This window comes from Comamonas sp. GW821-FHT11H03, from assembly GCF_058807955.1.
In genome coordinates, this window is sequence record NZ_JBXARF010000002.1 from 563,939 (window position 1) to 589,405 (window position 25,467).

Sequence of the window (25,467 nt, forward strand, 5' to 3'; positions counted from 1 at the left end):
CTGCGAACACCGGGTCCTGGCCGATTGACGCCTGAGCATGGATCGAGAATCTCTGGAGCACTGGTCATTGCCGTCAATGGAGCAGGCAGATATGCGGATTGCGGGGCAGAGCGAGGAGGCATTCTAGTCACCAAACAGGAACGCCTTTGACTGTTTCTAGCCCCATTGGGCATCACGATCGAGAAGTGCTTATGCGTGCTGCAGGCGCTTGCGCATGGCAAAGCCATAGCCCAGCCCCAGCAAGGCGGCGACGGCCGAGCCTGCCAGAATGCCCAGCTTGGCCGCGCCCAGCAGCTTCGCATCGGCAAAGGCCAGGCCGCCGACAAAGATGGACATGGTAAAGCCTATGCCGGCCAGCAGACCCACCAGCAGCACACCGCGCCAGTTCAGGCCCTCGGGCAGGCTGCACAGCCCGCTCTTGACGGCTAGCCAGGTGCAGATGAAGACGCCCAGGGGCTTGCCCAGCACCAGGGCCACCAGCACGGCCATGGCCGTGGTCTGCGGTGCGCTCGCGCTCAGGTCTATGTCCGAGAATTGCACGCCGGCATTGGCCAGCGCAAAGATGGGCATGATGCAAAACGCCACCCAGGGATGCAGAATCATGGGCAGGCGCAGAGCGGGCGGCAACAGGTCGCGCTGTGCGAGCTGGGCGGTGCGCAGCTCCTGCAGCAGGTGCTGCGGATCGGGCCGGCCGCTGAGCATCTGCTCGCCAGCCTTGCGCATCGCCGTCTGTGCCGTGATCAGCAGCGGCATGGGAGTGGGGCGTACAAACACAGGCGTCATCAGACCCAGCACCACACCTGCCAGAGTGGGGTGAGCGCCGGTCTTGAGCAGGCCGAACCAGAGAATGGCTCCGGGCAGCACATACAGGGGCGCGGCGGCAATGCCCATGCGGTTGAACAGCAGCACCAGCAGCACGCCAGCTGCGGCAACTACAAAGCCCATGGCCTGCAGGCCGCCCGAGTAGAAGAACGCGATGATGAGCACGGCCACTATGTCGTCGATGATGGCCAGGGCCAGCAGGAAGATGCGCAGTGCACCCGGGATATTGCGGCCCAGCAAGGCCAGCACGCCCACGGCAAACGCGATGTCGGTCGCCGTCGGAATTGCCCAGCCGTTGAGCAGTGTCCTGTCGTTGCCCGCGAGGGCCACGTAGATGAGCGCGGGCACGGCCACGCCGCCGATGGCTGCGATCAGCGGCAGGCTGGCCTGGCGCAGGCTGGCCAGCGCGCCGTTGTGCAGCTCGCGCCGGATCTCCATGCCCACGACCAGAAAGAACACCGTCATCAGAACGTCGTTGACGATGAAATGCAGATCGGTGCTGAAGCTCCATGGGCCAAGCGTCAGCGCGACGGGCGCATGCCACAGTGCAAAGTAGCTTGGAGCTGCAGCGGAGTTGGCCCAGATCAGGGCTGCCGCAGCGGCCAGCATGAGCACCATGCCGGCGAAGGACTCGATATGCAGCAGGTGCGAGATTTGTGCCTGCACGCGCTCGGTCGCGGATTGCAGCGCGGGGACACGGGGCGAATTTTGGGATGCAAAAGGCGCAGGGGCCTGCACAAGTGTTTGTGGGTCCATGAGTTGGTAGGTGTCTGAAGTCGTGCGCTGAAGGCGTTCTGCACCCGAGGCAATGCCTGCTGGTGCCGTCTGCATTCCTGGACGACTGACGCGCTGGCGGCCCGACCTGCGCATGAACATTCACCTGCCATCGCCACCTCGTGCGGCGGGCACCCGGCTGAAATTGTAGCTAAAGACGCAGCAATGGCCTGGATATGGGGTTTATTTGCCGGGAAAAAGACGTCGCCATCAGCACGGAAGCCGTTCGTGCTTCACGTCGCCTTGGCTTGAGCGGGCGGACTGCACGAATCGCGTCAGCACTGCCCGGCAGCCGGCGCTATGCTGGCGCGTTCACAAAAAAGAAAGCGTCTCATGCCGGGCATAGGAATGGAATATCTGTGGGTGGGAGTGGTGCTGTTTGCGGCGGCGGCGCAGACGGTGCGCAACACGGCCCAGCGCTCGCTGACGACGCAGGTCGGCACCCTGCCGGCCACGCTGGTGCGCTTTCTCTATGGCCTGCCGTTTGCCGCCGTCTATCTGTTGGCGCTGTATGGTCTGGGCGATCCGTCCCAGGTGCTGCCGAAGTTCAGCGTCGCGTATCTGGGCTGGATTGCGCTTGGTGCGCTCTTTCAGGTCGCAGCCACGGTCGCCTTGCTCATGGCCATGAAGGAGCGCAACTTTGCCGTGGCGGTCACGCTGTCCAAGACCGAGGTGCTGCAGGTGGCCCTGTTTGCCGCCATGTTCCTGCATGAGCTGCCGACCCGGCTGGCGCTGCTGGCCATGGTGCTTGCCACGGTGGGCGTGCTGATGCTGTCGCTGCCGCCGCGCGGGCAGCTGTTCACGCTCTCGGCCTGGACCAGCAAATCCTCGGTCTACGGGCTGATCTGCGGCGCCTGTTTTGCGCTGGCCACGGTGGGCTTTCGCGGCGGCGCGGTCGAGATCGCAACACTGGGCGTGAGCTCGCCCTGGTTGTCGGGGGCCTGGGGCGTGCTGATTGCGCAGACCATGCAGTCCGTCGTCATGAGCGCCTGGATCGCCAGAACCCATGAACAGGGCTTGCGCCCCATCTTCAAGGCCTGGCGCATCTCGCTGCTGGCCGGCAGCATGGGCGCTGCGGCCTCGCTGGCCTGGTTCACCGCCTATGCCATGCAGGGGGCTGCCGCCGTGCGCACCCTGGGCATGGTGGAGGTGGTGTTCAGCTATATCGTCTCTCGCAAGGTGTTCAGCGAGAAGCTGTCGCTGACGGAAAAGCTGGGCATGGCGCTGATGATGCTGGGCCTGGTGCTGATCTGTCTGCAGCTCTGATTTCAAGAGCTGCTTGCGCTTTTCAGTGTTCATTTTCAAGGTGAAAAGTCCTTGAAATTAAACGTGGAATAGCAAAATAAGCTCCTGAAAAAATAGCTTTCTGCAGCGAGAATGCGCGATGCCGTGCCTGGCTTGTTGCTACAGTTCCTTGAAGCCGCTATCAGGCGCTGGCGGTGGTCAGCGTGGCCGGCTGTGACCGCCTGCTGGCGCTGCCCATGGACTGCAGCACGACATCGCCGACCATGTCGGCGGTGACGGCCGACAAGGTCCAGCCCAGATGGCCGTGGCCGGTGTTGTAGAACACGCAGGGCTTGTTGCCAGAGCCCACGCGCGGCAGCATGTCCGGCATCATGGGACGCAGACCGGCCCAGGGCACGACGCTGCGTGTGCTGACGCCCGGGAAGCATTGCTGCACCCATTCGATGAGCGGTCGGATGCGGTCGGCGCGGATGTCCTTGTTGTAGCCGTTGAATTCGGCCGTGCCGGCCACGCGGAAGCGATCGTCACCCAGGCGGCTGGTGACCAGCTTGGTCTCGTCGTCCAGCAGGCTCACCAAGGGGGCAGCGGCTCGGCTGGCTTCATCCGTCAGATTGACCGTGATGGAATAGCCCTTGACCGGGTAGATGTTGACGCTGTCGCCGAGCTGAGCGGCCAGCGCGCGGCTGGCCGTGCCCGCGCAGACCACCATGGCGTCGAAGGTCGAGGTTTCGGTTTCCAGACCCTGGCGCACGGTTACGCTGGCCTGCTTGCCATTGCTGTCCACCGCCACGATCTCCTGACCGTAGCGGCATTGCACGCCCAGTCGCTCGCAGGCGGCGGCAAGGCCGCTGGTGAACTTGTGGATGTCGCCGGTGGAGTCGCTCTCGGTGAAGTAGCCGCCATAGAAGGTTCCGGACAGGGTCGGCTCGATGGAGCGCATCTCCTGCGGTGTCACGGCGCGGCGCTCCAGCCCGCCTTTGGCCAGCAACTGGGACACCTTGCCCGCATGTTCAAAGCCTGCTCGGTCGCGGTAGATATGCAAGATGCCTTTTTGCTTCAGATCGAAGTCAATGCCTTCGCTGGCCGCCCAGCCAAACAGGTGTTCGCGTGCCGCAATCGCCAGTCTGGCGGTCTCCACGGTGTTTTTCTCGTAATGGGGGATGGCAGCGAGAAACTGGCAGAACCAGGAAATCTTGTGCCAGCTGGGCTTGGGGTTGAGCAGTAGCGGAGCATCGCTCTTGAGCATCCATTTGAGGCCCTTGACGATGGTGGACCAGTGGGTCCAGACCTCGGCGTTGGAGGCCGAGAGCTGGCCGCCATTGGCGAACGAGGTTTCCATGGCGGCATAGCGCTGCTTCTCGAACAGGGTGACGGAAAATCCGCGGCGTGCGAGGGCGTAGGCGGTGGTCACGCCCGTGATGCCACCGCCGATGACGGCGATTGTCTTCATGATTCAGATTCCAGATGCGTCAAGGGTGGAGCCCGTGCGCAACATGCGCAGCGGACGCCCCCTCTGTTCTGGACCTGAGAGATTCACGAGGCAGGGCCTTGCGGCGCTGCTCGCTTGCTCCTTCGGTATGCCCGGCGGACGATGACGTCCGGACATTCTTCAGAGTGTCTGAAAGCGATGCCGATCCTTTGGCCTGAGAGTTTCCGGGGCGGTTGCTCCTTCGGCGCTGCATGCGCCAAGTTTGCGCTGCAGTCTCTCTCGGCATCACCGGGCTGAGAGCCTGTGGGCAAATGTAGGAAGAATGGCGGCGTCTGGATATACGGGTTTACTCGACTTCTGCGCCAGGGGGCAGCCATGGCCGATCATGCCGCTTCTGTAATATTTGATAGCAATTACCGCATGTGCCCTGTAGAACTCAATGTTGTTTGACCATGAAAGTGAATATATTCATGCGCAACATGCTTTCAAATTCATAGCTATAAGCTCTGTCAAGAGTGCCTGAGCAGCCCCAGAGTCAGCCCCTGCATTGGCACAGCGGCTCATGGACGTTGGTGGATTTGGGCAAAATATCGTCTTTGCCTGTCAATGGGCCCGGCGATATCACCGCTTTGCCATTGAAGCACCCGACCGGGGTGGCTGCCGATTCAGAATGCAACTGGCCTATCCGCCATGGCGTTCTGCTGTCATGGCTTCGTTCCTTTGTCCTTGTTGACCGCGACCGTCATGGTCGCCTTTTTGCGTTGCCAGTCGCAGCGCCTGCGGGATGGTTGGGTGTTTTGTCCGGATGGGCGCAAACCATTACAACAAGACATTTATGTCCCAACCCAACTCAAGCCAGCAGCTCGCGCCGACTGGCGATGGTGACGATAAGCAGCCCCGCTTGCACCGGGTGCTCAAGCAGCGCCACCTGAGCATGATCGCCATTGGCGGCGCCATCGGCACGGGCCTGTTTGTGGCCTCCGGCTCGGCCATCGCCCAGATCGGCCCCGGCGGTGCCGTGCTCACCTATCTGCTCATCGGCATCATGGTCTACTACATCATGACCAGCCTGGGCGAGCTGGCTGCCTTCATGCCTGTGGCCGGTTCCTTCTCTACCTATGCCTCGCGCTATGTAGATCGCGGCTTCGGCTTTGCGCTGGGCTGGAACTTCTGGTTCAGCTGGGCCGTGGTGGTGGCGGTGGATCTGGTGGCCTCGCAGCTGGTCATGGCCTACTGGTTTCCGAATGTGCCGGGCATCCTCTGGAGCGGCCTGTTCCTGCTACTGATGGTGGGGCTGAACGCGTTTTCCGCGCGCGGCTTTGCCGAGGCCGAGTACTGGTTCGCGCTGATCAAGGTGCTGGCCGTGGTGGCCTTTCTGATCACCGGCGTGCTGATTCTGTTCGGCATCATCAGCAACGGCCATGCGCCCGGTTTCGAGAACTGGACCACGGGCGATGCGCCTTTCGTCGGCAGTTTCGCGACCTTTGTGGGCGTGGCCATGATCGTGGCCTATTCCTTCCAGGGCACGGAGCTGGTGGGCGTTGCGGCGGGCGAATCCGAGAATCCGCGCGAGAACGTGCCGCGTGCGATTCGCCAAGTGTTCTGGCGCATTCTGCTGTTCTATGTGCTGGCCATCATCGTCATCGGCTTTCTGATTCCCTACACCGATCCGCAGCTGCTGCGCACCGATGTGGCCGATATCGCCGTGAGCCCGTTCACGCTGGTGTTCCAGCACGCGGGCCTGCTGTCGGCGGCCACGGTGATGAATGCGGTGATCCTGACCTCGGTGCTGTCGGCCGGCAACTCGGGCATGTATGCGGCCACGCGCATGCTCTACAACATGGCCACCGAGGGCAATGCGCCGCGCATCTTCTCCCGGCTGACCCAGAACGGCGTGCCGCTGGTGGCCTTGATCGGCAGCACGCTGGTGGCCAGCCTGTGCCTGTTCTCCTCGCTCTACAGCCCGCAGGCCGTCTATATCTGGCTGCTGAATCTGGCCGGCATGACGGAGTTCATCGTCTGGCTGGGCATTGCCGTCAGCCACTACCGCTTCCGTCGCGGCTATGTCATGCATGGTCATGATGTGGGCCTGCTGCCCTACAAGGCCGGCGCCTTCCCCTTCGGACCCATCTTTGCCTTTGTGCTGTGTCTGGTGGTGACGCTGGGCCAGAACTACCAGGCCTTCCTGGAAGATCGCATCGATTGGGGCAGCGTGGTCTCGACCTATCTGGGCATTCCGCTGTTCCTGCTGTTCTGGCTGGGTTACTGGCTGGTCAAGCGCAAGACCTGGATCAGCTATGCCGATATGCGTTTTGACGAGCTCGAAGACATCAAGCAGGGCAAGGTGTCGTCCTGAGGCGGTTTGAGCCTTCCCCTTCTTCGTGCGGGAAGGGGTAGCGGCAGGGGCGGGAGCTGCTTGCTGTTTCCCGGTGCCCGTGTGCCTGTTTGACGCATGGCTGCCGTCTCTTGCCAGCGCAGGCAAAATCGGCACTGTGAGCGATCTTCCCACCAGCCCCGAGCCCAGGCCCAGGCGCATAGCGCATCTGGACATGGATGCGTTCTACGCCTCCGTGGAGCTGTTGCGCTACCCGCAGCTCAAGGGGCTGCCGGTGGTGATCGGCGGCGGGCGGCGCAGCTTTGACGAGCAGCTGCTGGCGCGGCATGCGGGGCGGGCGCTGTCCGAGATCCCGGTGGCGGACTTTCCGCTGCTGCGCGATTACACGGGGCGCGGCGTGATCACCACGGCCACTTATGCGGCCCGGCAGTTCGGCGTGGGCTCGGCCATGGGCATGATGAAGGCCGCCAGGCTGTGCCCGCAGGCGATTCTTCTGCCCGTGGACTTTGCCGAGTACCGGCGCTTTTCGCGGGCCTTCAAAGAGATCATCGTGTCGATTGCGCCGCTCATGGAGAACCGTGGCGTGGACGAGGTCTACATCGACTTCACCGACGTGCCCGGCGGCCAGCGCGAAGGCGGACGCGTGCTGGCCCGGCTGATCCAGAAATCCATCTTCGACGCCACGGGCCTGACCTGCTCGGTCGGTGTGGCTCCCAACAAGCTGCTGGCCAAGATGGCCAGCGAGTTCAACAAGCCCAACGGCATCTCCATCGTCCAGCCCGAAGATCTGCAAAGCCGGATCTGGCCGCTGGCTTGCCGCAAGGTCAACGGCATAGGGCCCAAGGCCGATGCCAAGCTCAAGAGCCTGGGCATAGAAACCATTGGCGACCTGGCCGCGCAAAGCCTGCCACAGCTGCTGCACTGGTTTGGCAAAAGCTATGGCCACTGGCTGCACGAGTCGGCCTGGGGGCGGGACGAGCGCGCCGTGGTGACCGAGAGCGAGCCGGTGTCCATGAGCCGCGAGACCACCTTCGAGCGCGATCTGCATGCCGTGCGCGACAAGGCCGAGCTGGGGGCCATCTTCACGGACCTGTGCGAGCGGCTGGCCGAGGATCTGCGGCGCAAGGGCTATATGGGACGTACGGTGGGCATCAAGCTGCGCTATGACGATTTCAGGATCGCCACGCGGGACCAGACCCTGAACCTGCCGATACAGGATGCGGCTGCCATCCGCCTGGCTGCAGGCCAATGCCTCAAGCGCGTGCCACTGGGCAAGCGCATCAGGCTGCTGGGGGTCAAGGTTTCGGGCCTGATCGCCGAGCAGCTCTGGCAGGCCAGCGCTCACGATCCGGTGGCAAGAGAGCTACTGCTGAGGCCTTATGGTTTGACCTCCGTCAAGCATTTGGATCCCTATACCGCATCTCTGTTCTGAGCCTGGGGGATCGGGAATCATCACTGTGCGATGATTCAAGTGTGAATTTGTGTATCTGGTTAACCAGCTGACTACGGGATGCCTGATCGCTCACTCTCGAACAAAAACTACATAGGCCTATTGGAGGAGTGCAAAGCATGCGCCTGAACCTGCCGGTATCTCAACAAAACTACGACTTTCCGGGTGACGAGCTGTTGGTCTCCAGCACCAACACCAAGGGCGAGATCTCTCACTGCAATCCGGCCTTCGTGCGCGTCAGCGGCTATGCCTACGAAGAGCTGATCGGCCAGCCGCACAATCTGATTCGCCATCCCGACATGCCGGCCGCTGCCTTCAAGGACATGTGGCGCACCATTGCTCATGGCTATCCCTGGACGGCACTGGTCAAGAACCGCCGCAAGAACGGCGATCACTACTGGGTGCGGGCCAATGTCACGCCCATCATGGAAGGCGGCAAGCCAAGCGGCTATCTGTCGGTGCGTACCAAGCCTTCGGCCAGGGAGGTGGCCGAAGCCGAAGCGCTGTACGCGCGCATGCGCGACGAGGAAAAGCAGGCACAGGCCAGCTTCCGCCTGCGCGCAGGCTCGGTGCGCCGTCTGGGCCTGATGGGCTGGTGGGATGGTCGCAAGGATGTGGGCCTGGTGGCGCGCATGGCCTGGTTGCTGGCCATCGTGGCATTGATCGCCATGCTGCCCGATATGCTGGGCTGGCAGGGTGCAGCCGCCTGGGGCTGGCGTGCTGCAAGCCTGGTGGCTGGCGGCGCATTCGTGCTGTGGCGCTTTCAACGGCGCTGCGTGGCGGGACTGGAGGAAGCCAGCCGCTTTGCTGCCGATGTGGCCGCCTGCAACCTGAGCACCGAATGCAGCCAGACCTACAGCGGTGCCATGGGGGCGCTGATGCTGAGGCTGCAGCAGATCCAGATCAATCTGCGCGCCGTGGTGGGGGATGTGCGCACCGAGGTGCAGGGCTTTGCCCAGACCGCCCATGAAATCGCCCAGAGCAGTTTCGATCTGGCAGGGCGTACCGAGTCGCAGGTCACCAGCCTGCAGCAGACAGCGGCCTCGATGGAGGAGATTTCGGGCACCGTGTCGCAGACGGCCGATACGGCCCAGTTCATGGCCGGAGCCAGCGACGAGAGCAGCAAGGTGGCCAGCCGCAGCGGCGCTGCCATCAGCGAGGTGGGCCAGGCCATGGAACATATTCGGGGCTCCTCGACGCGCATGAGCGAAATCATTGGCGTGATCGAGAGCATTGCCTTCCAGACCAATCTGCTGGCACTGAACGCGGCCGTGGAGGCGGCGCGTGCCGGCGAGCAGGGGCGCGGCTTTGCCGTGGTGGCGGGCGAGGTGCGGGCACTGGCCCAGCGCAGTGCCGAGGCGGCCAAGGAGATCAGCGTGCTCATCAACCGCACGGTCGACGGCATCAACGACGGCAATGCGCGCATGCGTGCCGCAGGCCAGACCATAGACGGCATGGTGCAGGCCGTGGACAAGGTCGGCTCCCTGGTGCACCAGATCAGCATTGCCACGCGTGAGCAATCGATAGGCATCTCCCAGGTCAACGAGGCCGTGGCCCAGCTCGACTCCGTGACTCAGCAGAATGCGGCTCTGGTGGAGCAGTCGACCAGCGCCGCGCAATCGCTGCGCCAGAGTGCCAAGACGCTGGAGCGTTCGGTGGACGTGTTCCATCTATAGGCTTTTGTGGCCTTGCTCTGAAAAGGCAGCCGTGGAGCTGCCTTTTTCACATCGGCTTTGGGTAGGATTGCGGCATGAGTGTTGTGCTGATCCTGATCGCCATTGCGGCGCTGGCCCTGTGTTTGCTGATCTGGCTGATATCGCGTTTGCGCGCTGACGCCAGACCGGCACCGTCTGCAACTGTGGGGCAGGAGGCCGAGCCGTCTGTGGCCCAGGCCAGAACGGCGTCGGAGGCTGCGGCGCAGACACCCTCCGATCAAGAGCTTGCGGCGCAGGCGGACATGGTGTCGGAGTCCAATCGGGATGTGAATTTTCGCCCCCAGGGCGAGCGCGGCATGGGCGGCCCCATCTACGGCGACGTGCTGTGTGCGGACGGCGTCTATCTGCCCCATGTCTGGGAGATGGACATGCACACCTCCTATGACGGGCGCTGGCTGCGCACGGGCTTTTACGACAGCGAGGCCGCCCATCTGGTCGATCGCAAATCACGTCGCAGCTGGCGCATAGACAAGCCGGAAGGCGAGCTGCTGGATGCCATCCACTGGCGCATGCCGCGCTGGAGTGGCGAGAGCATCAACGAGAGCGGCATTGCCGACGATGCACATGTGATCATGTCCGATGCCAACTTCGAGGGCTGGCTGGGCGAGCATATGGCTGCGCAGCCGCAGCCCCTGCAGCAGGTGGTGGATCTCTGGGTGCCGGCAGACTGCCTGCCGGTCGAAGTCGCCCGGCCCATGCCAACCCTGCCGCAACCGGCTCAGCCCAGCTCGGTGCCGCCGGTGCTGCTGCAGCGCCACTGGCCGGCTTCGCTGCGCAAGCTGCGCTACCCCATGGCTCCGCTCCAGAATCCGCACTGGCAGCTGATGCTGGGCGAGTCCCCCCAGCCCTGGGTGCTGGACGAGAATCACAGCATGGTCTGGCGTGCCGATGCCCAGGCCTTTGCGCTTTATGCCTACCCGACCCAGGGCGATGCCAGCCAGGCCAGCCTGCGGCTGGCCGTCTGGACCATGGAGGGGGGCTGGCAGCAATGGCCGGAGTTGATGCCCGAGGACCGCAAGCCCTGGGCGCTGGGCCTGGCACGATTGGGCCTGGCCCGGCCGGGTGATGAGCAGGAGTCCGGTGCTTTGCCGCTGAGCTGGCTCAATGAACTGCTGCTGCAGAAAGTGCAGCTCGATATACCCGAGACCGAACGCCTGCACGATGGCACCAGCATCAGCTGCGCCATGAGCGAGGTGGATGTCTGCGCAGCCCATCAGCGCGATGGTCTGCCCATCACCCAACCCTCGCTGCCCGTGAGCTTCGACTGGCTGCGTGACCCGGCGCAGCCCGCGCTGTGGCGCGCGCAGAGCGAGCCACTCAAGGGTCAGCGCCTGATCTGGACCCTGTCCAAGCCCGCCAGGGAGGAGCTGGGTGAAACAGCGGCCTACAACCTGCAATGGGGCGAGCGCCATCTGCCCGGCAGCTGGGCGCTGGAGCATGTGATCGTGCAGGGGCGCTGGGCGGTTCTCATGCCCCATGGCCGCGCCCCGATTCGCGGCGGCAGCGGCAGCCTGCAGGTCTGGGATGGGGAGCGACTGCAAAGCGTGGACCTGCCCTGGCCCGTGGTGCGGCTGGCTGCTGTGCCGTCGGTCAAGGGCGGCATGGCCGCCCGCATGCGCGTGCTGGCGTTGACGGCCAGTCTGGCGGACAAGGACTGGGACCCCTCCACCGCATCCTGGCGCTGGCCTCTGCAGTCCGTGTCGGCCAGCCATCTGGCCAGACCCGACTGGCGCCCGCTTTACTCCGAGCGCGAACTGGCGCCCGATGCGCAAGGGCGCTGGCAGTTGCTGCCGCGCTGGCGCGAGGTGAGGCAGATCCAGCATCCCTGCTCCGACGGCGACTATGTCTGGCGTGACGAGGTGCGCGGCGACACCGTCTGGTGGTGGGGCGGCGTGAACGAGCGTGTCAACCACTATTGGCAGCATGATGAACCTCGCAAGGATGGCGTGATCATGACGCGCAGCGGTCTGGCGTTCTGCGGTGTCGGGCCCTGCGCCTGTCCCCATCCTTCAGGCGAAGGCTGGGCCTTGCTGGAGCCGGTGGAGACACGCCATGGCGAACAGGGGCAGTGGCAGCTGCACTGGCTCAACCCTGTGGAAAAGGAAGTGCGCACGCTGACGCTCAAGGCGCGCATGCCGGTGCTGCAGGGCTGGGATGCCCAGGGTCTGCATTGGCAGGATCTGCCCTTGCCTGACGAGGCGGCGCTGCAGGGTGAGGCCAGCGCGGTTCACAAGTCCCAGGCAGAGCCGGCGGCGCCGCGTCAGCTGGTGGTGGCGCAGACCTGGCAGCGTGCTGCGGTCGAGCCCCTGCGCCAGGGCATGAACGGGCTTTGGCTGCGCATTCAGGATCTGCGTTATGCCGAGGCTTTGCTGGGGCAGGATGACTGCCCTTGGAAGAGTTGATCTCCCTGAGCCGCGTTGCGGCCTCCCCTTGAGGGGGACGGCAGCCTTGCTGCGGGGCGGCCCTTGCTGGCTGCCCTTGATTGGGCCGTGCCGCTGTTACTGGCGGGCGGTGCGCACGTTGGCGGGCAGGGCGCCCGGGTGGCTGGTGCGCAAGGGGTTGATGTCCAGGCCGCCACGGCGCGTGTAGCGCGCGTAGACGGCCAGCTTGATGGGTTTGCAGCGGCTCCAGATGTCCATGAAGATGCGCTCCACGCATTGCTCATGGAATTCGTTGTGGTTGCGAAAGCTCACCAGGTACTGCAGCAGACCTTCCTGCTCGATCTGTGCGCCGCTGTATTGAATCTGCACGCTGCCCCAGTCGGGCTGGCCGGTGACCAGGCAGTTGCTCTTGAGCAGGTTGCTGACCAGGGTTTCGCTGACGGGCGCTTCGTCATGGTTGGCACGCAGCAGCTCGGGAGCCGGCGTGTACCGGGTGCACTCCACATCCAGGCGGTCCAGCAGCAGACCGTCGAGCTCGTGCACTTGCTGGGCATCGAACTGCTGCGCTTCCAGCAGCCGCACACCCACGCTGCCCTGGGTTTGGCTGCCGCGCCAGGTGGCTTCGGACAGATCACTGCGCAGGCGCGCCAGCACCTCGCTGGCGTCGGCAAAGCGGGTGTTGTTGAAGCTGTTCAGGTACAGCTTGAAGGACTTGCTCTCGATCAGGTTGGGCGTTTCGCAGGGGATGGTGAAATGCGCCAGCGCCACCTGGGGCTTGCCGCGCAGATTGAGCCAGGAAACTTCAAATGCCGTCCACAGATCGGCGCCAAAGAACGGCGGGTTGATGGCAGCGCCGATTTCCTCGCGCTTGGCAAGGCGCGGCAGGGGAAAGAGCAGGGACGCGTCGTACTGGTCCACATAGGCCGAGCTTTTGCCCAGCTGCGATTGTTCAGGGGTATGCATGATTCAAAAACAAAATGACCAGCAGTAAAAAGGATAGCTGCTGGCGCTTTATGAGTAAGGGCTAGCGCCTGTTTTACTTGAACTCTCGTTCACGCAGCCACTTGGTGGCAATCCATTTTTCGCCCTCCAGCACGGGGGCGCCGCCGTGCAGGGTCTTGGTGGCCGGGTCGGGCCGGTTGTAGCTGAAGAATACGGCATTGCCACGGCGCGGAACGACCTGCAGCCCTACATCGGGAAAGGTGGTTGCGCCGCCGCGCGCGGGCTCGTTGAGATACATGACCAGGGTTCCCACGCGCTGGCCGCCACGTTTGAGTATGGTCGGCGTGCCGGGCTCGCTGGGGGCGAAGTAATCGTAATGCGGCTTGTACTCGGCGCCTGGTCGGTAGTGCAGCACCTGCATGCCTTCGCCGTTTTCCAGCGGCCAGTTCAGCAGTCTGGCAATGCGCTGCTCGACACGGCTGATGAGCTCGTTTTCTCCGCGCTGGAAGAACATGCCATTGCTGGTGCGGTCGTCGTTGATGGCCTCGCCACCGCTTTGGTTGTCCACGGTCAGCGAGCGCTGCATGCGCGGGCGGGCAGCTGCGATGATGGCATCGCATTCCTCGTTGGAGAGCAGGTTGCCGAACACCACGACGCGCGGGTGGCGCACGCTCATCAGCACATGGACATCGCGATCGCCGGCATGGACGCAGCAGGGATCTGTCAGCAGATCGGGCTCGGGAACGCCTGACTCATGGACCTGCACTGCCACATCGGCTTCGGGTCTGGCTGCTGCGAAAGGCAAGGGCAGTACACCCTCCTCGGGCAGGGCCAGCGCGCGGCGTGCGAGATGCTCGGCCCAGCCCGCCTTGCGCATGGATTGCAGCAGCGATGGCAGTGGCACGCCAGAGGCGCTTTGTGTGCGCACCCATTGCATCAGCTCGGGTGTCAGGCCGGGAGGTGTGACGAACTCGTCTTGGGTGGAAGTGCTCATGTCGACAATGCTAGTGCGCACTGATGCCGATTTCAATGTGCAGCGTCAGTCTTGCTGCTTGCGGCGGAACACCAGCTTGCCGGGCGTGCTGGCCTGCTCGGCCAGTGCATAGCCTTCCAGGTCGAACTTGCGCAGGTCGGCCACCTTCTTGGCCTTGTGCTGCACGGCCCAGCGCACCATCAGCCCGCGCGCGCGCTTGGCATGGAAGCTGATGATCTTGTATTTGCCGCCCTTGAAGTCCTCGAAAACGCATTCCACCACGGGAGCCTTGAGTGCCTTGAGATCCACGGCCTTGAAGTATTCCTGAGATGCCAGGTTGACGACAATTCGCTCGGTCTGGGCGTCACCGCGCTCGGCTTGCGCGCTGCTGCGCTCGTTCAGGTAGTCGGCAATCTGGGTTCCCCAGAACTGGTAGAGGTTGCTGCCCTTGGCGTTTTCCAGCCGGGTGCCCATCTCCAGGCGATAGGGCTGCAGCAGATCCAGCGGGCGCAGTGCGCCGTAGAGGCCGCTCAGGATCACGACATGCTCCTGGGCCCAGTCCAGCTCCTTGGGCTTGAGGCTGGCGGCATTCAGGCCCTCATAGACATCGCCATTGAAGGCCAGCACGGCCTGGCGCGAGTTCTTGGCGGTGAACCTGGCGCTGAACGCTTCGTAGCGGCCCACATTGAGCACGGCCAGCTTGTCGCTGATTTTCATGAGCTCGGAAATCTGCTGGGGCGACTTCTCGCGCAGCACTTCGATCAGTTCCAGGGGCTGCTTTTTGAATACCGGCAGCGTGTGTGGCAGCTCGGCGGAAATAGGGCTTTCATAGTCCAGCGATTTGGCCGGAGAGATCAGAAACAACATGGCTTGACGTTCACTCAATCAAAGAAAGGGCGCATGAAAAAGGGCCAAGGCCCATCCACGGAAGTGGACAGTGCCTTGGCCCAGTGATGCCGCAAGGCAGTCTGCTTAGGCGTTGACGCCTGTAGCCTGTTCTTCCTTCTCGAACGGCAGCTGCATCAGGCTCAGATCCTTGCGGGTCTCGACCAGAATCAGCGGGCCTTCGTCGAGCACCACCACGGGTGGGCGCTCGCGCGGAATGCGCACGGGCTTGGGCTCGGCGGCAATCGCAGCCTGGACGGCGGCGATCTTTTCGGCATCGGAGTTGATCCATTCCAGACCCGATGCGGCTGCCAGGGCTTGCAGCTCGGCAATCGGCAGCGCGTAGCTCTGTGCCTTGGGCGCTGCGACTGCGGGGGCAGGAGCTGCAGCTTCAGCCACAGGCTCCACGACTGCTGGCTGAGGCTCTGCGGCAATCGCAGGCTCCGCCTGCACGGGCTGGGCGGGTTCGGCTTCAGGAGCGACAGCTGTCACTACGGCTTCTTCTGCAACCACGGGTGCCTGCACTTCTGCCGCAACAGGCGCTTGTTCTGCCTGAGCCTGAGGTGCAACAGCATCAAAGTAGCTGCGGCGTGCCGGCTGCTCGCCAGCGTCTGCGGCAGGCAATTCGACCGGGGCCTGGGCTTCGGCTGTCTGCTCGGCAGCCTGGCCTTCCGCCTGGGCGTCGCGCGGTGCACGGTCGCGGCGGTCACGGCCATAGCGGTCGCGCGAACGGCGCTGACGGGGCTCGCGAGCTTCGCCGCCTTGTGTGCCATCCTGCACCTGAGCGTCAGAACCCTCGACTGAGGCGATGTTCAGCGCCGCTTCGTCGGCCACGGCCTGCATGGCGGGCTGGGCATCGGCGTTGCGATTCTGGCGCTCGCGGCGGCCTTCACCGCGTTCGCCGCGCTCATTGCGTTCCGCACGTTCACCGCGCTCCTGGCGGTTGCGCTCGGGCTTGGGAGCTGCGTTGAACTCTTCGCCATTCAGCGCGGCTTCTGCCACCTGGGGCTGGCGGTCGTCGCGGCGCTCATTGCGTTCGCCACCGCGGCGACTGCCGCGCTCGGGGCGGTCCTGGCGCTGCTGCTGCTCGGGACGCTCGTTGCGTTGCTGCTCGTCACGGCCCTGGGCATTGCGGCGGTTGTTGCGGTCTGTGCGTTCGCTGCCATTGCGCTCCGCGCTGTTGCGGTCGCTGCGCTCGTTGCGGTCACCGCCACGGCGGTTGCGGTCACCGCCACGGCCTTCGCCTCGGCGGCCGTCGCGGCTGCCTTCACGGGCGGCAGGAGCGGCAGCCTCGGCTGCGGGAGCGGGCGCTGCCACGGGAGTCTGTGCGCCAAAGCCGAACAGATTCTTGAGCCAGGCAAAGAAGCCTTGCTCGCGCACCACAGGGCGGGCCGCTACGGGAGCGGGTGTCGCGGCGGCAGCGGCAGTGCGCGGCTGGCGAGGAGGGCGAGGCTCGGCAATCGGTGCGGGAGCATCGGGCAGCACCCCCTTGATGACGGGAGTCTGCTTGTTGGTGGGCTCCTGCGAGCGGCGGGTGACGGTGGTCACCTCTTCGGGCTCGTCGGCCAGCTTGTAGCTGGCTTCCATGGATTCCAGGCGCGCGTCGTCGTGCTTGAGGCGCTCGAGCTTGTAGTGCGGCGTGTCCATGGACTTGTTGGGCACCATGATCACGTTGACGCGCTGCTTGAGCTCGATCTTGGTGATTTCACTGCGCTTCTCGTTGAGCAGGAAGGAGGCCACTTCCACGGGCACCTGGCAGTGCACGGCGGCCGTGTTGTCCTTCATGGACTCTTCCTGGATGATGCGCAGAATCTGCAGCGCCGAGCTTTCCGTGTCGCGGATGTGGCCGGAGCCGCCGCAGCGCGGGCAGTTGATGTGGGCGCCTTCGGACAAGGCAGGCTTGAGGCGCTGGCGGCTCATTTCCATCAGTCCGAACTTGCTGATGGTGCCGAACTGCACGCGGGCGCGGTCCTGGCGCAGGGCATCGCGCAGGCGGTTTTCCACTTCGCGGCGGTTCTTGGCCTCTTCCATGTCGATGAAGTCGATCACGATCAGGCCGCCCAGGTCGCGCAGGCGCATCTGGCGCGCCACTTCGTCGGCTGCCTCGAGGTTGGTGCGGGTCGCGGTTTCCTCGATATCGCCACCCTTGATGGCGCGGGCCGAGTTCACGTCCACGGAAACCAGGGCTTCGGTGTGGTCGATCACGATGGCTCCGCCCGAGGGCAGGGTCACGGTGCGCGAATAGGCGGACTCGATCTGGTGCTCGATCTGGAAGCGCGAGAACAGGGGGGCGTCGTCGCGGTAGCGCTTGACGCGGGCAGCATGCTCGGGCATCACATGTGCCATGAACTGCTGGGCCTGTTCGTAGATGTCATCGGTGTCGATCAGGATGTCGCCGATGTCATTGTTGAAATAGTCGCGGATGGCGCGGATCACCAGGCTGGATTCCTGATAGATCAGGAAGGCGCCCTTGGAGGACTTGGCGGCACCGTCGATGGCACTCCACAGCTTGAGCAGGTAGTTCAGGTCCCACTGCAGCTCGGGAGCCGAGCGGCCGATGCCGGCAGTGCGCGCAATGATGGACATGCCCTTGGGGTACTCGAGCTGGTCCATGGCCTCCTTGAGCTCGGCGCGGTCCTCGCCCTCGATGCGGCGCGAAACGCCACCGCCACGGGGGTTGTTGGGCATCAGCACCACATAGCGGCCGGCCAGAGAGATGAAGGTGGTCAGGGCTGCGCCCTTGTTGCCGCGCTCTTCCTTTTCGACCTGGACGATCAGCTCCTGACCCTCGCGAATCACGTCGTTGATGCGGGCCTGGCTGGGCGAAACGCCTTCGGCAAAGTATTGCTTGGAGATTTCCTTGAAGGGCAAAAAGCCGTGGCGGTCTTCGCCATAGTCAACAAAGCAGGCTTCGAGAGAAGGCTCGACGCGGGTCACGACGGCCTTGTAGATATTGCCCTTGCGTTGTTCGCGACCTTCGATCTCGATCTCGTAGTCCAGCAGCTTCTGGCCGTCAACAATGGCCAGACGGCGTTCTTCAGACTGCGTCGCGTTAATCAGCATCCGTTTCATGATGCGCTTCCTTTATTCGTTTTATGGGGCACGCTGGTCACAGACCAACGTGCCTTTGACTGGTAATCAAAGACAGGCTCAACAGGAGCCGTGATGCCAGACGAACGCGTTGAAACGGATGAGGAATCTGGGGCGGTACAGGACGGCGCTACTGGCCTGATCTCAAGTCAGTAGCGGAGGTACAGGCCGGGGGACGAGCGGGAGAGGACGCGCATGCAGACGGGGTACAAAAGAAGCCGATGCGCGTGCTAGGGAGGTGGGTGGTTTCTTCAAGACATGGCTCGTCTCGGGGGCCGGCCGTGCCTTGCCCCAGAGGTTGATCAGCAATGTCCAAAAGATCCACATGCTCGTTGAGAGAACCGGCAGTTGCAGGCTGCTTTTGCCTGGTCAACTGCACGGTATGAGATTCCGTATCAGTGTTTCAATTCGTCAGCCTTTGCCAGGCTTTCACAGGCTGCTGCAGCTCTTCTTGACTGCAATTTGCGTGTGCAAAACTGGCGGGCATCGACCTGCCTGTGCGGTGGGAAATGATTGTTTGGACTAAACTCCATGCGAATCAATCACTTACAACTAAGCTCGGCACAGGTGAAACACATTATAGAGGGCAAACCGGCGCAGGGCCGGTCACAGAATACGGCTGCGGCCTCGGTACGGCTGATCGAGGTCGATGAAGACTCTGCCGGACAGCGACTTGACAACTTTCTCATGCGCCACCTCAAGGGGGTGCCCAAGACCCATGTCTATCGCATCATCCGCAGCGGTGAAGTGCGTATCAACAAGGGGCGCGTGAGTGCCGAGACCCGGGTTCAGCCCGGCGATGTGGTGCGTCTTCCCCCGGTCCGGATTTCCGAAAAAGTGACTGAAAAAGCGGAACGCCCGGCACCGGCTAAGGACTTTCCCTCCCTGTTGGATGACGAACACATGATTGCGTTGTCCAAGCCTGCCGGCGTGGCCGTGCATGGAGGCTCGGGCGTGAGCTTTGGCGTCATCGAGCAACTGCGCCAAGCGCGTCCCGATGCCAAGTTTCTCGAGCTGGTGCACCGGCTGGATCGCGAAACCTCGGGCATTTTGCTGGTGGCCAAAAAGCGCTCCGCACTCATCAATCTGCAGGACCAGTTTCGCGAGCGCGAGACCGGCAAGACCTATCTGGCGCTGGTGCAGGGAGCCTGGCCGGCCAACAAGAAGGTCATCGATCTGCCGCTGCACAAGTATCTGCAGGCCGACGGCGAGCGCCGCGTGCGCGTGACCACGGCCGATGACCCGGATGGAATGCGCTCCATCACCCTGGTCAAGGTCAGGAAGCTGATCGAGCCGCGCCCTCTGCAGGGACTGCCAGCCATGAGTCTGCTGGAGGTGACCATCAAGACGGGGCGTACCCACCAGATTCGCGTGCATCTGTCCTCGCAGGGGCATCCCATCGTGGGTGATGACAAATACGGCGATTTTGATCTCAACCGTCGTGTGCAAAAGCAGGGGCTCAAACGCATGTTTCTGCACGCCTGGCGGCTACAGTTCAATCATCCCGCCAGCGGCGAGCGTGTCGAGCTGCGCGCCGAGTTGCCGCCGGAACTGGCGGATTTTGTGAACTGACTAGGCTCCATGACTACTGAAAACCATAGCGCCCGGCGACCACGCCGCTTCGATCTGATTGCATTTGACTGGGATGGGACCGTGGCGGACTCCACAGCCATCATCAGTCGCAGCATCCAGGAGGCGGTGCGTGATGTGGGCGGCACCGTACCCAGCGACGAGCAGGCTGCCTATGTGATCGGCATGGCGCTGATGCCGGCCCTGGCCCGCGCGGCACCCGATGTGCCGCCCGAAAAATATCCTGAGCTGGCCAATCGCTATCGCTTTCACTTCTTCAAGCATCAGGACGATATCTGCGTGTTTGACGGCATCCTGCCGCTGCTTGCCGAGCTGCGTGAGCGCGGTCACTGGCTGACCGTGGCCACGGGCAAGAGCCGCATGGGGCTCAACCATGCGCTGCAGGACCCGCAGCTCAAGGGATTGTTCGACGGTTCGCGCACGGCCGATGAGACCGCCGGCAAGCCCAGTCCGCTGATGTTGCACGAGTTGATGGCCGAATTCGGTGTGGAGCCCGAGCGAACACTGATGATTGGCGATACCACGCACGATTTGCAGATGGCGCAGAACGCCGGCTGTGCCTGTGTAGGGGTTTCCTATGGTGCCCATGCTCCCGACGGCTTCTCGCAGTTCAATCCGCTGTTCGTGGCCGACTCCGCAGCGCAGCTGCGGGCCTGGTTGCTGGCCAGCGCGTGAAGGCCGCCATGACGCAGACCGTGGAGTTGTGCGCCAGTGCCGCTTTGGTCGAGGGCGGTCGGGCTGTGGGCTTTGACGTGCGGTATGCCGGCCAGGGCAGCCGAGCTTTTGCAATTCGCTACCAGGGGCAGGTCTATGCCTATCTGAATCGCTGCAGCCATATTCCCATGGAAATGGACTACCAGGAGGGTCAGTTTTTTGACGATTCCGGTCGCTGGCTGTTGTGTTCTACCCACGGAGCTGCCTATGAACCTGACAGCGGTGCCTGCGCCGGCGGTCCTTGCCGTGGCGGGCTGGTAAAAATCGCCTTGAGCGAAAGCGATGGCGTGGTGCACTGGCATACTGGGCCACAACTGAAACCTCCAGAGTTTTGAGATGAGTTCCCCAAACACCCCTGACAATCATGATTCCCAGCAGCATGTGACGCCGGGCGCGGACCTGTGGTCCAAGGCTTCTGCCGCATCCGCCGAAGCGCCAGCTGCGGCCAAGGCCTCCGGGAATGGGGGCTGGGAGCGCGATGTGCTGGAAAAGCTGGTGTTCGCCTCCATCAAGGAGCAGCGAGCAGCACGGCGTTGGCGCTTTTTCAGCCGTCTGCTGTGGTCCGTAGTGGTGCTGCTGGTGCTGTGGGCGGTGTTCTTCAAGGATACGGCCACCAAGACCAGCACCTCACCCCATACAGCGGTGGTGGAGATCAAGGGCGAGATCGCCTCGGGTGCGGACGCCAGTGCCGAGCTTGTGGTGGCCGCCATGCGCAGTGCCTTTGAGGATTCGGGCTCGCGTGCCGTGGTGCTGCTGATTAACTCGCCCGGCGGCAGCCCCGTGCAGGCAGGCATCATCAACGACGAGATGACGCGTCTCAAGGCCAAGTACAACAAGCCTCTGTATGCGGTGGTCGAGGAGTCCTGCGCCTCGGCGGCCTACTACATCGCGGCGGCGGCCGACGAGATTTTTGTCGACAAGGCCAGCATCGTGGGCAGCATCGGCGTGCTCATGGACGGCTTCGGCTTCACAGGGGTGATGGACAAGGTGGGGGTGGAGCGCCGCCTGCTGACGGCTGGCGAGAACAAGGGGTTTCTCGATCCGTTCAGCCCCATGTCGGCGCAGCAAAAGGAATTTGCGCTGCAGATGCTGGAGCAGATTCACCAGCAGTTCATCGGCGTGGTCAAGGCCGGCCGTGGCGACCGTCTGCATGAAACCCCCGAAATGTTCAGCGGACTGTTCTGGACCGGCCAGCAGGCCGTGGAGCTGGGTCTTGCCGACAAGCTGGGCAGCCTCGACTTTGTGGCGCGTGAAGTGGTCAAGGCCGAGGAAGTCATCGACTACACCCGCCGCGACAATGTGGCCGAACGTCTGGCCAAGCGATTTGGTGCGGCCATCGGCGAGGGCTCGGTAAAAGCCATGCGCGGGCTGGTGCCCAGCATTCGCTGATCAGGTATCACAGAGGCGTTAACCCTTTCTGGATAAACGCCAGTAGCTATCAAAAAAGCCTGCGGTTTGGCCGCAGGCTTTTTTGTTTCCTGGCGCTCAACGGCCTATGGCAAACACCACCGGCGTGCGATTGTCGGGTGGTGCATTGCGCTGGCGCCATTCGCGCACCAGATGGCTTTCAATGCGCGCCGTCTCCAGCGTCAATCCGCTGGCCAGGGCCAGCCTGGTATTGGGTTGCAAGGTTTGCAGCAACGCCTGCCAGAGGGCTGCATTGCGGTAAGGCGTCTCGATGAACTGCTGGGTCTGGCCTTGACGCAGGGCCAGGCTCTCCAGTTCCTTGATGCGGGCCGTGCGCTCAGCGCCATCCTGAGGTACATAGCCGACAAAGGCGAAATTCTGGCCGTTGAGGCCGCTGGCCGCCAAGCCCAGCAGCAGCGAAACCGGCCCCGTCAGCGGCACGACGCGAATGCCCAGATCATGGGCGGCACGCACGATGGAGCTGCCGGGGTCGGCCACGGCGGGCATGCCCGCCTCGCTGATCAAACCCATGTCCTGCCCGGCCAGTGCCGGTGCCAGCAGGGGTTTAGGGTCGAAGACGGCGCCGCCCTTGTTGCCGTGGTCGCCTTTTTTGTGGGCTTCGCGTGGCAGCTCGGCAATGTTCTGGGCCTGCAGCGGCGCAGCCAGCGGGAACAAGGCGTCGATACGCTTGAGATAGGCTCGGGCCGTCTTGGCGTTTTCGCTGATCCAGTGAGTCAGAGAGGCGGCGCGGCGCAGTGTGCCCTCGGGCAGCACCTCGGTCAGCGCTGTCTGGCTTTCGCAGCCAAAATCGAGTGGAGCGGGCACCAGATAAAGAGTGCCTGCTTTGCTTTGGGAAGTCTCGCTCATGGCAGCACCACTCCTGCAGCACGCAGCAACTGGCAGGTGCGGATCAGCGGCAGGCCTATCAGTGCCGTGGGGTCGTCGCTGACGATGGCATCCAGCAGGGCGATGCCCAGGCCTTCGCTCTTGGCCGAGCCTGCGCAGTCATAGGGCTGCTCGGCGCGCAGGTAGCGCTCGATTTCAAGGTCGTTCAGCTCGCGAAAGCGCACTTGCACCGTGACCACGCTGGATTGCGTGAAGCCGGTTTCGGTACAGCTCACGCAGACGCCGGTGTGGAAATTCATCTGGCGGCCGCTCATCTGGCGCAGCTGTTCGGTGGCTCGCTCGTGGGTGCCAGGCTTGGACAGGGGCTGGCCGTCGAGCTCGGGCACCTGGTCGGAGCCGATCACAATGGCGCCAGGGTGCAACTGGGCCACGGCCTGCGCCTTGGCTATGGCCAGACGCAGACTCAGGTCGTGGGGTGTCTCGCCACTGAGCGGGGTTTCATCCACTTCGGGAGACACTGTCTCGAACGGCAGTTGCAGGCGGCTGAGCAACTCACGGCGATAGCGCGAGGTGGAGCCAAGAATCAATGGACGCTCAAGTCGTCCGGCAATCAATAAGTCGGGCATTTCGGGATTCTCTTACACTGGCTGCATGAGCAAGGATTTTTCTGCGACCCGGCTGGACGTGCGTGCATTCGCGCAGGCTGCAGGTCATGTGCATGGTCAGGCACCGTTGTCGGACTTCAAGCGTCTGGCGGCCGATGCGTTGGCGATTACTGGAGAGCAGCCCCTGGTGCGCTGGGAAGCCGAAGGCGAGCTGGTGGAGCAAAAAGGCGGCAGCGGCCATGTGTGGCTGCACCTGAGTGCCGAGGTGGCTTTGCCGCTGACCTGTCAGCGCTGCCTGACCGAGGCCGATATTCCCCTTTACGTGGATCGGTCATTTCGCTTCGTTCCGGACGAAGAGACGGCAGAGCTGGAAGATGACGACAGCGATGAGGATGTGCTGGCATTGAGCAGCGAGTTCAATCTGCTGGAGTTGATCGAGGACGAGTTGCTGATGGAAGTGCCTGTAGTGCCTCGCCATGAGGTCTGCCCGGTCCCCGTCAAGCTAGAGGTCAGCGATGACGCCTTCGAGCAGGCCAGTGAGCAAAAGGAAAACCCTTTTGCCGTGCTGCAATCTCTCAATGTAGGCAAGTCTGCCGACTGATCCATCCCATGGCACGGTGGGGATTTGATTTTGCCTGGGCCGCGAAAAGCGTTTGCGCTATAATCGTGAGCTTCGCGCGAAACCCCCTCGTGTCTTTAATGGGCTGATCGCGTTTTTTTAGGACTTGCACGGTCAAGGGCGCCCTCTCGCTGAGGGTGTCGAAAGGCAGAGTTTTTTGCCCGGTCTTGCTGTGTAGGTCGTGTTACCAACCCTTTCAAGATACACAGGAGCCATCATGGCTGTTCAGCAAAACAAGAAGTCTCCCTCCAAGCGCGGCATGCACCGTTCGCACAATGCACTGAATGTGCCTGGCATCGCTGTTGAAGCCACCACTGGCGAAACACACCTGCGCCACCACATCAGCCCCAACGGCGTGTACCGTGGCCGTCAAGTGCTGAAGAACAAGTCCGAAGCCTAAGCGACGACTGCATTCACAAAGCCTGTTGCTACATTTTTTGTAGCAACAGGCTTTTGTTTTTATAGGGATATTTGCAAAATCAGTCATGGCCGCCCTTGCTGCACAATTCCGGGACTGGTTTTGCAAATAACTCCTGTTGTGGTCTCAGGACCGTTCAGTTCATCACCCCAAACCCGATTGGACCTGTCAGTCGCCCATGATTACTTTGGCTGTTGACTGCATGGGGGGCGATCATGGCCCCCGCGTCACGCTGGTCGCGTGTCGTCAGTTTCTGAATTTACACCCCGATGTGCATTTGCTGCTGGTCGGCAAGGCCGATGAGTTGGCTGGCTTCAAACACGAGCGTGTGACCGTCGTCCCCGCCACGGAAGTGGTGAGCATGGATGATCCTGTGGAAATCGCCCTGCGCAAGAAAAAGGACTCGTCCATGCGCGTGGCCGTGCAGCAGGTCAAGAATGGTGCGGCTCAGGCTGCAGTGTCGGCGGGCAATACCGGGGCGCTGATGGCGATCTCGCGCTATCTGCTCAAGACGCTGGATGGCATTGACCGTCCTGCCATTGCCTTTGGTTTGCCCAACGCCAAGGGTAGCGACACCACCATGTTGGACCTGGGGGCCAATGTGGACTGCACGGCGGAGCATCTGCTTCAGTTTGCGGTCATGGGCTCGGCCCTGGTGTCGGCGCTCAAGAACACGGAGGCGCCCAGCGTCGGCCTGCTCAACATCGGTGAAGAGCTGATCAAGGGCAGTGAAGTCATCAAGCGTGCGGGAGAGCTGCTGCGCGCCGCAGGCGAAGCGGGCAACCTCAACTTCTACGGCAATGTGGAAGGCAACGACACCTTCAAGGGTGTGGTGGATATTGTCGTGTGCGATGGTTTCGTTGGTAACGTTGCGCTCAAGACCACCGAGGGGGTTGCCTCGATGATCTCGGGGATTCTCAAGGAAGAGTTCAAGCGCAACATCTTCACCAAGATTGCTGCCATCATTGCCTATCCGGTGCTATCTGCGCTGATGAAGCGTGTTGATCACCGTCGTTACAACGGCGCTGCATTGCTGGGTCTGCGCGGGCTGGTCTTCAAAAGCCATGGCTCGGCCGATGCAATGGCATTCGAGCATGCTTTGAACCGCGCGTATGATGCGGCACGCAACAACCTGCTTGACCGTGTCCGCAGCCGTATTGCTGCTGCCGCACCATTGCTGCTGGCAGCGCAGACGGAATCTGGAACTTCGGCGCCCTGATAGAAGAC

At 62.9% G+C, this 25,467-nt stretch carries 20 protein-coding genes and 1 riboswitch; of the genes, 12 read left to right on the forward strand and 8 right to left on the reverse strand.

Features of this window, described 5'->3' with window-relative positions; genetic code table 11:
- Positions 1–189: 189 nt before the first annotated feature.
- Entirely contained in the window at positions 190–1,578 is a 1,389-nt protein-coding gene (nhaA, locus tag AC1RTQ_RS07020; RefSeq protein WP_492874978.1) for a Na+/H+ antiporter NhaA, read from the reverse strand.
- Between the two features lie 351 nt (positions 1,579–1,929).
- Here nhaA and AC1RTQ_RS07025 point away from each other — a divergent pair, with 351 nt between their 5' ends.
- Positions 1,930–2,862 (forward strand): DMT family transporter, encoded by a 933-nt coding sequence (locus AC1RTQ_RS07025; RefSeq protein WP_302092020.1) that lies wholly within the window; start codon positions 1,930–1,932, stop codon positions 2,860–2,862.
- Between the two features lie 160 nt (positions 2,863–3,022).
- On the opposite strand, the gene AC1RTQ_RS07030 is transcribed toward AC1RTQ_RS07025, so the two are convergent.
- A complete protein-coding gene (locus tag AC1RTQ_RS07030; RefSeq protein ID WP_492874824.1) occupies positions 3,023–4,291 on the reverse strand; it encodes a D-amino acid dehydrogenase in 1,269 nt (422 codons plus the stop codon).
- 171 nt (positions 4,292–4,462) lie between these two features.
- A riboswitch (glycine riboswitch) is annotated at positions 4,463–4,562 on the reverse strand.
- Positions 4,563–5,105: 543 nt separating this feature from the next.
- On the opposite strand from AC1RTQ_RS07030, the gene AC1RTQ_RS07035 reads away from it, so the two are divergent.
- The 4 genes from AC1RTQ_RS07035 (at position 5,106) to AC1RTQ_RS07050 (ending at position 12,172) form a co-directional block, all read left to right on the forward strand.
- Positions 5,106–6,626, forward strand: coding sequence for an amino acid permease (locus tag AC1RTQ_RS07035; protein WP_492874825.1), 1,521 nt, complete (start codon positions 5,106–5,108; stop codon positions 6,624–6,626).
- A gap of 193 nt (positions 6,627–6,819) precedes the next feature.
- Positions 6,820–8,037 carry a DNA polymerase IV gene (gene dinB / locus AC1RTQ_RS07040; protein WP_492874979.1) on the forward strand — a complete coding sequence of 406 codons (1,218 nt, stop codon included), beginning with the start codon at positions 6,820–6,822 and terminating at the stop codon, positions 8,035–8,037.
- Positions 8,038–8,174: 137 nt separating this feature from the next.
- Entirely contained in the window at positions 8,175–9,731 is a 1,557-nt protein-coding gene (locus AC1RTQ_RS07045) for a methyl-accepting chemotaxis protein (protein WP_492874826.1), read from the forward strand.
- 74 nt (positions 9,732–9,805) lie between these two features.
- Complete coding sequence (locus AC1RTQ_RS07050; RefSeq protein ID WP_492874827.1) at positions 9,806–12,172, forward strand: hypothetical protein; 2,367 nt, start codon at positions 9,806–9,808, stop codon at positions 12,170–12,172.
- A gap of 96 nt (positions 12,173–12,268) precedes the next feature.
- Here the strand turns inward: AC1RTQ_RS07050 and queF are convergent, their stop codons facing one another.
- The 4 genes from queF to AC1RTQ_RS07070 form a co-directional block, all read right to left on the reverse strand.
- Entirely contained in the window at positions 12,269–13,114 is an 846-nt protein-coding gene (gene queF / locus AC1RTQ_RS07055) for an NADPH-dependent 7-cyano-7-deazaguanine reductase QueF (protein WP_304351383.1), read from the reverse strand.
- Between the two features lie 73 nt (positions 13,115–13,187).
- Entirely contained in the window at positions 13,188–14,087 is a 900-nt protein-coding gene (locus tag AC1RTQ_RS07060) for a 2OG-Fe(II) oxygenase (RefSeq protein ID WP_492874828.1), read from the reverse strand.
- Positions 14,088–14,132: 45 nt separating this feature from the next.
- The gene (gene yaaA, locus AC1RTQ_RS07065) at positions 14,133–14,933 is read right to left on the reverse strand and encodes a peroxide stress protein YaaA (RefSeq protein WP_492874829.1); all 801 of its coding nucleotides are present in this window, start codon (positions 14,931–14,933) and stop codon (positions 14,133–14,135) included.
- Between the two features lie 105 nt (positions 14,934–15,038).
- The gene (locus AC1RTQ_RS07070) at positions 15,039–18,023 is read right to left on the reverse strand and encodes an Rne/Rng family ribonuclease (RefSeq protein ID WP_492874830.1); all 2,985 of its coding nucleotides are present in this window, start codon (positions 18,021–18,023) and stop codon (positions 15,039–15,041) included.
- Positions 18,024–18,608: 585 nt separating this feature from the next.
- Here AC1RTQ_RS07070 and AC1RTQ_RS07075 point away from each other — a divergent pair.
- Genes AC1RTQ_RS07075 through AC1RTQ_RS07090 form a run of 4 tightly spaced genes read left to right on the forward strand, consistent with a single transcriptional unit; the run spans position 18,609 to position 21,734 of the window.
- Positions 18,609–19,613, forward strand: a complete 1,005-nt coding sequence (locus tag AC1RTQ_RS07075) for an RluA family pseudouridine synthase (protein WP_326999432.1) — start codon at positions 18,609–18,611, stop codon at positions 19,611–19,613.
- 9 nt (positions 19,614–19,622) lie between these two features.
- Positions 19,623–20,306 carry an HAD family hydrolase gene (locus tag AC1RTQ_RS07080; protein WP_302092010.1) on the forward strand — a complete coding sequence of 228 codons (684 nt, stop codon included), beginning with the start codon at positions 19,623–19,625 and terminating at the stop codon, positions 20,304–20,306.
- Positions 20,307–20,314: 8 nt separating this feature from the next.
- Positions 20,315–20,680 (forward strand): Rieske (2Fe-2S) protein, encoded by a 366-nt coding sequence (locus AC1RTQ_RS07085; protein WP_302092009.1) that lies wholly within the window; start codon positions 20,315–20,317, stop codon positions 20,678–20,680.
- A 1-nt stretch (position 20,681) separates the two neighbouring features.
- Positions 20,682–21,734 carry a S49 family peptidase gene (locus tag AC1RTQ_RS07090; RefSeq protein WP_492874831.1) on the forward strand — a complete coding sequence of 351 codons (1,053 nt, stop codon included), beginning with the start codon at positions 20,682–20,684 and terminating at the stop codon, positions 21,732–21,734.
- Between the two features lie 96 nt (positions 21,735–21,830).
- On the opposite strand, the gene AC1RTQ_RS07095 is transcribed toward AC1RTQ_RS07090, so the two are convergent.
- Both AC1RTQ_RS07095 and AC1RTQ_RS07100 read right to left on the reverse strand, forming a co-directional pair.
- Positions 21,831–22,619, reverse strand: coding sequence for an SAM-dependent methyltransferase (locus AC1RTQ_RS07095; RefSeq protein WP_304351388.1), 789 nt, complete (start codon positions 22,617–22,619; stop codon positions 21,831–21,833).
- Positions 22,616–23,224, reverse strand: a complete 609-nt coding sequence (locus AC1RTQ_RS07100; RefSeq protein WP_302092006.1) for a Maf family nucleotide pyrophosphatase — start codon at positions 23,222–23,224, stop codon at positions 22,616–22,618. The genes AC1RTQ_RS07095 and AC1RTQ_RS07100 overlap by 4 nt, the downstream gene beginning before the upstream one ends.
- 25 nt (positions 23,225–23,249) lie before the next feature.
- Here AC1RTQ_RS07100 and AC1RTQ_RS07105 point away from each other — a divergent pair, with 25 nt between their 5' ends.
- The 3 genes from AC1RTQ_RS07105 to plsX all read left to right on the forward strand — a co-directional run bounded on the left by AC1RTQ_RS07105 (position 23,250) and on the right by plsX (position 25,459).
- On the forward strand, positions 23,250–23,804 hold the full coding sequence (locus AC1RTQ_RS07105) for a YceD family protein (RefSeq protein WP_302092005.1): 555 nt from the start codon (positions 23,250–23,252) through the stop codon (positions 23,802–23,804).
- Positions 23,805–24,039: 235 nt separating this feature from the next.
- Positions 24,040–24,222 (forward strand): 50S ribosomal protein L32, encoded by a 183-nt coding sequence (gene rpmF, locus AC1RTQ_RS07110; protein ID WP_003058062.1) that lies wholly within the window; start codon positions 24,040–24,042, stop codon positions 24,220–24,222.
- Between the two features lie 196 nt (positions 24,223–24,418).
- Positions 24,419–25,459, forward strand: a complete 1,041-nt coding sequence (gene plsX / locus AC1RTQ_RS07115; protein WP_492874832.1) for a phosphate acyltransferase PlsX — start codon at positions 24,419–24,421, stop codon at positions 25,457–25,459.
- Positions 25,460–25,467: the final 8 nt, after the last annotated feature.

Bases quoted from the DNA above. Each gene is read 5' to 3' on its own strand.
- nhaA (WP_492874978.1), bottom strand. From the start codon at position 1,578: ATGGACCCACAAACACTTGTGCAGGCCCCTGCGCCTTTTGCATCCCAA.
- AC1RTQ_RS07025 (WP_302092020.1), top strand. From the start codon at position 1,930: ATGCCGGGCATAGGAATGGAATATCTGTGGGTGGGAGTGGTGCTGTTT.
- AC1RTQ_RS07030 (WP_492874824.1), bottom strand. From the start codon at position 4,291: ATGAAGACAATCGCCGTCATCGGCGGTGGCATCACGGGCGTGACCACC.
- AC1RTQ_RS07035 (WP_492874825.1), top strand. From the start codon at position 5,106: ATGTCCCAACCCAACTCAAGCCAGCAGCTCGCGCCGACTGGCGATGGT.
- dinB (WP_492874979.1), top strand. From the start codon at position 6,820: ATGGATGCGTTCTACGCCTCCGTGGAGCTGTTGCGCTACCCGCAGCTC.
- AC1RTQ_RS07045 (WP_492874826.1), top strand. From the start codon at position 8,175: ATGCGCCTGAACCTGCCGGTATCTCAACAAAACTACGACTTTCCGGGT.
- AC1RTQ_RS07050 (WP_492874827.1), top strand. From the start codon at position 9,806: ATGAGTGTTGTGCTGATCCTGATCGCCATTGCGGCGCTGGCCCTGTGT.
- queF (WP_304351383.1), bottom strand. From the start codon at position 13,114: ATGCATACCCCTGAACAATCGCAGCTGGGCAAAAGCTCGGCCTATGTG.
- AC1RTQ_RS07060 (WP_492874828.1), bottom strand. From the start codon at position 14,087: ATGAGCACTTCCACCCAAGACGAGTTCGTCACACCTCCCGGCCTGACA.
- yaaA (WP_492874829.1), bottom strand. From the start codon at position 14,933: ATGTTGTTTCTGATCTCTCCGGCCAAATCGCTGGACTATGAAAGCCCT.
- AC1RTQ_RS07070 (WP_492874830.1), bottom strand. From the start codon at position 18,023: ATGAAACGGATGCTGATTAACGCGACGCAGTCTGAAGAACGCCGTCTG.
- AC1RTQ_RS07080 (WP_302092010.1), top strand. From the start codon at position 19,623: ATGACTACTGAAAACCATAGCGCCCGGCGACCACGCCGCTTCGATCTG.
- AC1RTQ_RS07085 (WP_302092009.1), top strand. From the start codon at position 20,315: ATGACGCAGACCGTGGAGTTGTGCGCCAGTGCCGCTTTGGTCGAGGGC.
- AC1RTQ_RS07090 (WP_492874831.1), top strand. From the start codon at position 20,682: ATGAGTTCCCCAAACACCCCTGACAATCATGATTCCCAGCAGCATGTG.
- AC1RTQ_RS07095 (WP_304351388.1), bottom strand. From the start codon at position 22,619: ATGAGCGAGACTTCCCAAAGCAAAGCAGGCACTCTTTATCTGGTGCCC.
- AC1RTQ_RS07100 (WP_302092006.1), bottom strand. From the start codon at position 23,224: ATGCCCGACTTATTGATTGCCGGACGACTTGAGCGTCCATTGATTCTT.
- AC1RTQ_RS07105 (WP_302092005.1), top strand. From the start codon at position 23,250: ATGAGCAAGGATTTTTCTGCGACCCGGCTGGACGTGCGTGCATTCGCG.
- rpmF (WP_003058062.1), top strand. From the start codon at position 24,040: ATGGCTGTTCAGCAAAACAAGAAGTCTCCCTCCAAGCGCGGCATGCAC.
- plsX (WP_492874832.1), top strand. From the start codon at position 24,419: ATGATTACTTTGGCTGTTGACTGCATGGGGGGCGATCATGGCCCCCGC.